The organism is Vibrio sp. 1151_11 (assembly GCF_029478525.1).
GTDB lineage: Bacteria > Pseudomonadota > Gammaproteobacteria > Enterobacterales > Vibrionaceae > Vibrio > Vibrio anguillarum.
The window spans coordinates 1-6,856 of record NZ_SHMN01000048.1; the positions used below are offsets into that span (position 1 = coordinate 1).

General features: G+C 40.9%; 5 protein-coding genes. 4 read left to right on the forward strand and 1 reads right to left on the reverse strand.

Annotated elements, in window-relative coordinates; all coding sequences use genetic code 11:
• The first annotated feature begins 142 nt into the window (after positions 1-142).
• The 4 genes from EXZ60_RS18075 (at position 143) to EXZ60_RS18095 (ending at position 3,571) form a co-directional block, all read left to right on the forward strand.
• A complete protein-coding gene (locus EXZ60_RS18075; protein WP_094182962.1) occupies positions 143-679 on the forward strand; it encodes a nucleotidyltransferase family protein in 537 nt (178 codons plus the stop codon).
• Positions 680-870: 191 nt separating this feature from the next.
• Complete coding sequence (locus tag EXZ60_RS18085) at positions 871-1,440, forward strand: hypothetical protein (RefSeq protein ID WP_194568599.1); 570 nt, start codon at positions 871-873, stop codon at positions 1,438-1,440.
• Positions 1,441-2,121: 681 nt separating this feature from the next.
• Positions 2,122-3,009 carry a hypothetical protein gene (locus tag EXZ60_RS18090; protein WP_277436097.1) on the forward strand — a complete coding sequence of 296 codons (888 nt, stop codon included), beginning with the start codon at positions 2,122-2,124 and terminating at the stop codon, positions 3,007-3,009.
• Between the two features lie 148 nt (positions 3,010-3,157).
• Positions 3,158-3,571 (forward strand): lysozyme inhibitor LprI family protein, encoded by a 414-nt coding sequence (locus EXZ60_RS18095; protein WP_277436098.1) that lies wholly within the window; start codon positions 3,158-3,160, stop codon positions 3,569-3,571.
• A gap of 1,145 nt (positions 3,572-4,716) precedes the next feature.
• On the opposite strand, the gene EXZ60_RS18100 is transcribed toward EXZ60_RS18095, so the two are convergent.
• Complete coding sequence (locus EXZ60_RS18100) at positions 4,717-4,878, reverse strand: hypothetical protein (protein WP_277436099.1); 162 nt, start codon at positions 4,876-4,878, stop codon at positions 4,717-4,719.
• Between the last annotated feature and the right edge of the window lie 1,978 nt (positions 4,879-6,856).

Below are 6,856 nucleotides of genomic sequence, written 5' to 3' on the forward strand. Positions count from 1 at the left end.
CAAAAACTGCAGAACTTTGTTATGGAAAAATTCAGCTAACAAAGCGTTTAAGAGTGATTCCAAACGCTTGCCGGTTTCGCTTCGCTCAAGTATGGCAAACGTTTGTCACACCTTAACGCGGCGTTATGGCGCAAGGTGAAAAATGGATACTATCGTTGATTTAGTTAGAAAAGATCCCGTTCGATTTGAAGCACTGGAATGTGTTTACCAGCTTGAATTGCCTCAGTGCTACATAGCCGCAGGTTTTGTGCGAAACCTTGTCTGGGACTTTTTACATCGCAACGTAAAGCCGACGTCATTAAACGATATTGATGTCATTTTCTTCGATGCTGATTGTGTCGATTCAGATTATGAAAAATCACTTGAACTCAAGTTATCGGAGCAAATGCCCCAGATCAATTGGCAAGTGAAAAATCAAGCCAAGATGCACTTACAAAATGGTGACGATCCTTACCAAAGCACATTGGATGCCATGAGCTATTGGCCTGAAAAAGAAACGGCGGTAGCAGTGAGAAAAGTCGAGCACGATCGTTACGAATGTATATCAGCCTTTGGTTTCGAGAGTTTATTTCAAGGTTTAATCACACATAATCCTAAACGAGCATATGGAACCTTCGAAAATCGAGTAAAGTCAAAGGGTTGGTTAGTTATATGGCCTAACTTGAGAATTGCGCCATAACAAACGCTTCAAGAGGGACAGTCAACGCGCGGCATTTTTACTATGCGTTGGTTTATGTGATTACGGTGTTATGCGGTAAGTTGGTAGTAGCGTTGTCTGCCCCTTAAGCGGGCGTTAAATTCACTAACTATAGTATTTTGAAATGCTGTTCTATATAATCTGCTCGGAATTAAATATGAGTAAGGTTTGATATGGAAAACACAAGTACTAAGCAAGTAATTACCGCGCCAGTGGCATCAATCATTGTTACTTTGACAATATGTTTGACCCTGTTGTTTGCATTGGGATCTTTCAAGGCGTCAAATTTAGATTATGCGACAGTTAACTTTGATGGTGGTTATAAAAAAATTGGAGTCATCAGCGAACAACGTAGCTTTTCAGATGTTGAGGTCAAGTTTAATGACAAAGTGTTATGGTCAGGCTCATTAGATTACGTTGCTGGTGAAATTGCGAATAGCATAGCATCTGAAAAAGAACCTCAGAATATCACATGGAAAGAAGGTGTTACCTTAAACGGGACAGCCGGTGTTTCATGGGATGGAAGTGAAAGCTCGTTTAAGCTAACGATGGAAACAATCGATTTAGTATCAACTAAGGAAGTTCCATTGGTAGTTCAAGACGTTATTACACAACTACGCACGTTGGACAGAAAGGTTAAAGACGAAAACGATATTAGTGCAAAGCAAGCATTAACTTTTTCAGAAGCTCCTAGCGCTTCATTTACTTTGACTAAGTTTCTTGCTGCATTAAGAAACATGTAAGCCGTTAATTTAACAAAGCATTTAAGAGTGATTCCCAACGCTTGGCATTTTCAGTTCAAGGCTGGGTTTCGTGTTTAAGGCGCAATGGTTTAGGTCTGGTGGTAGCGTTGCTCACACCTTAATGCGGCGTTATGCAACTCAGGTAAATTTAGGGGTTCAATCTTTTGGGATTTCTCCGGCCATTCGTTTTGTGTTGTCGGCAAATGAGCATTTTTACCCTCAAATTCGTGGTTAACTCAAACCGTAAAATAGGCAAATTTCTTTGTTTGCCTCAATTGGTTTTAGCGTTGGCGCGTTGTCAGTTTTGCGGGTGCAAAGTGTGGAAAGGGCAAGTTAATCGATCATTTCGCATTTGCTGAAAGTCTTGCTCGGTGAGTTTGTCTCATTCAAAAGCTTGGTTTGTCGTTGAAAGGTGGACTTTGTTTTGGCGGCTTATTTATCACGGTTCAGGCTTTGGCTGATTCTTGATTCACTTAACCAATATTTTGATTGTTTTCTTAATCAAATTTGGTGCAATTTCTGGTTTATCTTATTGAATTTGCATAACAAAGCATTTAAGACGGATTCGCAACGCTTGGCGGTTTTAGTGTAAATTCAGTTTTTGCGTTTTAAGTGGTTTGTCGAAGCATTGGTGTTTAGCGTCGCTCACCACTTAATGCGGCGTTAAATTTACGAGGATATATGAGTTCAATAATCTTAGAGTTGCAAGCGGATGCAATGAATGACAGTGTTTCAATTCAATCCTTACTACGTAAGGCATACGCAATTGCCATAAAGCTATCAGTCGAAGATTCAAGACAATGGATCGAAGCTGAAATGAATGGGTATGATAGCGGCAATGAAGTACCTATGTACCGGCGTATAAAGGGGTCATTAGAAGCTGTCAATCCAGTTCGAGGTCCTATTCCTGTTCATGTCGGTGATAACGAATTGGAAGATACTATTTCGGTATTTCACTTTCGTCAGTCAATTGCTGAAATCGAAGGCATTATCAGTAAGCATGGTAAAGGCTTTCTAATTCTGTTTACAGGTTCTCAACTGTCATCACTTCAAGATGTTTTCCAATCGAATTTTCCGTTTAGGCTAAGTTTTTCAGCCACATCCTTAGTTCCTGTAGTAGATAACGTTCGCAATACAATACTGCAATGGGCTTTGAGGTTAGAACAAGAGGGTGTAACAGGCGAAGGGTTAAGTTTTAGTTCAGATGAAGTTAAAAAGGCACATATGAGTACGCAAATTAACATAAAGAATTTTCAGGGTGTTTTAGGTGACGTTACTGACAGTGAGTTAAATCAAAACCTAGAAATGACCATTAGTGAGTCAAATAATTTTGAAGAGCTCGAAAAGTATTTGGCAGAACATAATGTTCCAGAAAACGATATTGTTGAATTAAAGCGGGCAATTGACAGCGATGGAGATATTGGTTCTAAAGGGCAGTTTGGCTCAAATGTAAGCACTTGGATTGGTAACATGTGTAGCAAAGCAGCCAGTGGTGGTTGGGCAATATCTTTGGCAACGGCAGCTAACGTTTTAGGCACGGGTATTAGCAAGTTTTACGGTTTGTCTTAATAGTAAATTTAACAAATAATTTAAGAGTGATTCCCCACGCTTGGCATTTTTGGTTTGGGTCAGGTTTAGTGTTTACGGCGTCCAAATTGAGTGTTGTGGTAGCGTGGGTCACACCTTAATTGGGCGTTATGTGCTTTCGGAGAAAACAATGAAAAAGAGTATAATCATAGCCTTAGCTAGTCTTTCGTTTGGTGCCCTTGCTGACGAGAAGGCCATTGATTGCGATGCTGCGTTTACAACAATCCAGATAAATCAGTGTGCCGCTATTGAGCTTGATGCAGCGAAAACTGAGCTAGAGAAGTATCTTAAGGCTAGCTTTGAACATAACTCGTTTGACTCAGAGTTAGTCGAAGCGATGAAGCTAGCTCAAACGGATTGGCAGACCTATATGTCCTCACATTGTGACTCGGTATATACACAATGGCGTGATGGAACTATTCGTGGGGTTATGGCTATATCTTGTAAAACTAAGCTAACGAAGCAAAGAACGCATGAACTGTGGGAAAACTTCTTAACTTATATGGACAGCACACCACCAGTTTTACCGGAACCAAGTTTGTAGTAGAGCTTCAACCACGCACATAACAAGCAATTTAAGAGGGATTCACAACGCTTGGCACTTTTGCTTCTACTTCAGTTTTAGTGTTTATAGCACAATGCTTTAGGTTTGGGTGAAGGCGTTGTTCACCCCTTAATTGGGCGTTATGCAACTCAGGTAATTTTAGGGGTTCAATCTTTTGGATTTCTCCGGTCATTCGTTTTGTGTTGTCGGCAAATGAGCACTTTCACCCTCAGATTCGTGGTTTACTCAAACCGTAAAACAGGCAAGGTTCTTTGTTTGCCTCAATGAGTTTTGGTGCTGGTTTGTTGCCAATTCAGCGTGCGCAAAGTGTGGAAAGGGCAAGTTAATCGAGCATTTTGCTTTTGCTGAAGGTTTCGCTCGTTAAGTTTTCCTGATTCAAAAGCTTGGTTTGTTGCTGAAAGGTGGACTTTGTTTTGGCGGCTCATTTATCACAGTTCTTGCTTGGGCTGATTCTTGAACCACTCAACCATTGCAATTGTGGTTTTTGATCGAGTAAAGTCAGTTTATCTTATTGAATTTGCATAACAAACGGCTCAAGAGGGATTGCCAACGCGTGGCGGCTTTAGTGCAAAATTGAAGTTCAATGTTTACAGTGTGTTTTTTGAGTTCGGCGGTGCGTTGTCAACCCCTTAGCCGGGCGTTAGGCAAAGTGAGTTTTTATCAGCTAAATCTAGTTGAAATTGAGCAGTAAATTCCATGTTTTCTGGCTTAAGTTAAGCAATAAATCGTCATCACATATTTGTTGTTTCTTGATCGTGTTGGGTTGTTTAGCGCTGTGAGTTTAGCGGCAAAATAACCTTCAGCATCCAAACGTCCGCCGAGCATGCTACGCTCGTCACTTTTCTTCCAAACCGCTCAATTTGAGTTTTTGTTTCTTTGCTGAGTTAGGGTTTTGGTTTATAAATTAATGGGTTAGTTTGCTTCAAATTTACAAAAAGCCTTGTTCTTGGGTTTTGAAAGCATTGTTGTCAATCGGTTGGCCTAACAAACGGCTCAAGAGGGATTGCCAACGCATGGCGACTTTAGTGCAAAATTGCAGTTCAGTGTTTACAGTGTGTTTTTTTAGTTCGGCGGTGCGTTGTCAACCCCTTAGCCGGGCGTTAGGCAAAGTGAGTTTTTATCAGCTAAATCGGGTTTGAATTGAATGGTGAATTCCATGTTTTAATGGCTGGACTTAAGCAATAAATCGTCATCACATATTTGTTGTTTCTTGATCGTGTTGGTTTGTTTTTCGCTGTGAATTCAGCGGCAAAATAACCTTCAGCATCCAAACGTCCGCCGAGCATGCTACGCTCGTCACTTTTCTTCCAAATCGCTCAATTTGAGTTTTTTGGTTTCTTTGCTAATTTAGCATTTTGGTTTATAAATGAATCGGTTAGTTTGTTTCAAGTTTACAAAAATGCTCGTTCTTTGGTTGTGAAAGTGTGGTTGTCAATTGGTTGGCCTAACAAACGGCTCAAGAGGGATTGCCAACGCTTGGCGACTTTAGTGCAAAATTGAAGTTCAGTGTTTACAGTGTGTTTTTTGAGTTCGGCTATGCGTTGTCAACCCCTTAGCCGGGCGTTATGCTTAATCACGCAAAATCAGTGGGTTATGGTTCTTCTTTGTTCCTTTGGCTTTTCAGTTTTGAGTTTGTCGGCAAGTTGGCTTCAGTGGGTGCTATTTTCCGGACACTTTTTCTTTGGCGCTGGAAATTCAGAGAAATACCTCAATCAATTTTCGGGTAAGCGCGGGGTTAGGGCGGTTGGCGCAATCAGCAAATTGAACTTAGGTTTTTAAGTTTTATCAGCCAAATTTCAAAGTCTGATTTTCAAAATCATGAGTCATTTCCGTTTTTTAGGTTTTGGCTTTTGCTTGTGAATCAAGGCCGAGTTAATCTTGGTTTTATCAAAACGTAAGTCATTGAAGCTTAAGCATAACAAAGCGTTCAAGTGGGATTTGGCACGCGTAGCATTTTCAGTTTGCGTTAGGTTTGGTGGTTACGGCATTGTGCGGTAACTTGTGTATTGCGTGCCTGCACCCCTTAACGCGGCGTTAGCTGAGGTTAAGAAAAGTCATAGAATTAAGCGTTTATTTTTCTTAGTCTGAGGCTCTAGCTTTACACCTGAAAGTCAGCACTTTTCCACGTATCTCGCCAGTGGCACTGTTCGTGAAGCGGTTGAACTAACCGAAGTCTTCTTACGGGAAGTGGTGTGTTTGTTTATTTCTTTGGTGTGGCTTCTTTGGTTTTGAGGCTCTTTCGCGCTTAAATGGATTTCGTGCACTTGGTTGTTGGCTTCTTCGAAAGAATTCTTTGTAAATTTAAGTCTTAGAAGCTCGTCAGTTTTCCTGCTATTTCTTCTTTGCCAAGTGCGTTTTGTGGATTAGGTTTTAGTTTCTAAGTTGTCCGTTTTACTTTGTCGCTTGAAAGCAATAATGTTTTTTAAATTAGGCCGTTGGGCCGTAAATCTCCGGCTAAAGTGCAGCAGCTAACAAACGGCTCAAGAGGGATTGCCAACGCGTGGCGACTTTAGTGCCAAATTGAAGTTCAGTGTTTACAGTGTGTTTTTTAAGTTCGGCGGTGCGTTGTCAACCCCTTAGCCGGGCGTTAGCTGAGGTTAAGATAAATCATAAAATTACGTGTTTATTTTTCTTAGTCTGAGGCTCTAGCTTTACACCTGAAAGTCAGCACTTTTCCATGTATCTCGCCAGTGGCACTGTTCGTGAAGCGGTTGAACTAACCGAAGTCTGTTTACGGGAAGTGGTGTGTTTGTTTATTTCTTTGGTGTGGCTTCTTTGGTTTTGAAACTCTTTTGCGCCTAAATGGGTTTTGCGCACTTGGTTGTTGGCTTCTTCGACATAATTCTTTGTAAATTTAAGTCCTAGAAGCTCGTCAAGTTTTCCTGTTATTTATTCTTTGCCAAGTGCGTTTCGTGGGTTAGGTTTTAGTTCCTCAGTTGTCCGTTTTACTTTTTCGCTTGAAAACAATAATGTGTTTTAAATTAGGCTGTTGGGTCGTAAATCTCCGGCTAAAGTGCAGCAGCTAACAAACGGCTCAAGAGGGATTGCCAACGCGTGGCGACTTTAGTGCAAAATTGAAGTTCAATGTTTACAGTGTGTTTTTTAAGTTCGGCGGTGCGTTGTCAACCCCTTAGCCGGGCGTTATGTGTTTGATGAGTTTTTAAGGTTAATTCTACGATTTCATTGAAAATTTGTTCCGTATTTTTGGCAAGTTGGCTTTGTCGAAATGAATCCGTGAAAGAACTTCCATAGCTCACGTCCAAG

Bases quoted from the DNA above. Each gene is read 5' to 3' on its own strand.
- EXZ60_RS18075 (WP_094182962.1), top strand. From the start codon at position 143: ATGGATACTATCGTTGATTTAGTTAGAAAAGATCCCGTTCGATTTGAA.
- EXZ60_RS18085 (WP_194568599.1), top strand. From the start codon at position 871: ATGGAAAACACAAGTACTAAGCAAGTAATTACCGCGCCAGTGGCATCA.
- EXZ60_RS18090 (WP_277436097.1), top strand. From the start codon at position 2,122: ATGAGTTCAATAATCTTAGAGTTGCAAGCGGATGCAATGAATGACAGT.
- EXZ60_RS18095 (WP_277436098.1), top strand. From the start codon at position 3,158: ATGAAAAAGAGTATAATCATAGCCTTAGCTAGTCTTTCGTTTGGTGCC.
- EXZ60_RS18100 (WP_277436099.1), bottom strand. From the start codon at position 4,878: ATGCTCGGCGGACGTTTGGATGCTGAAGGTTATTTTGCCGCTGAATTC.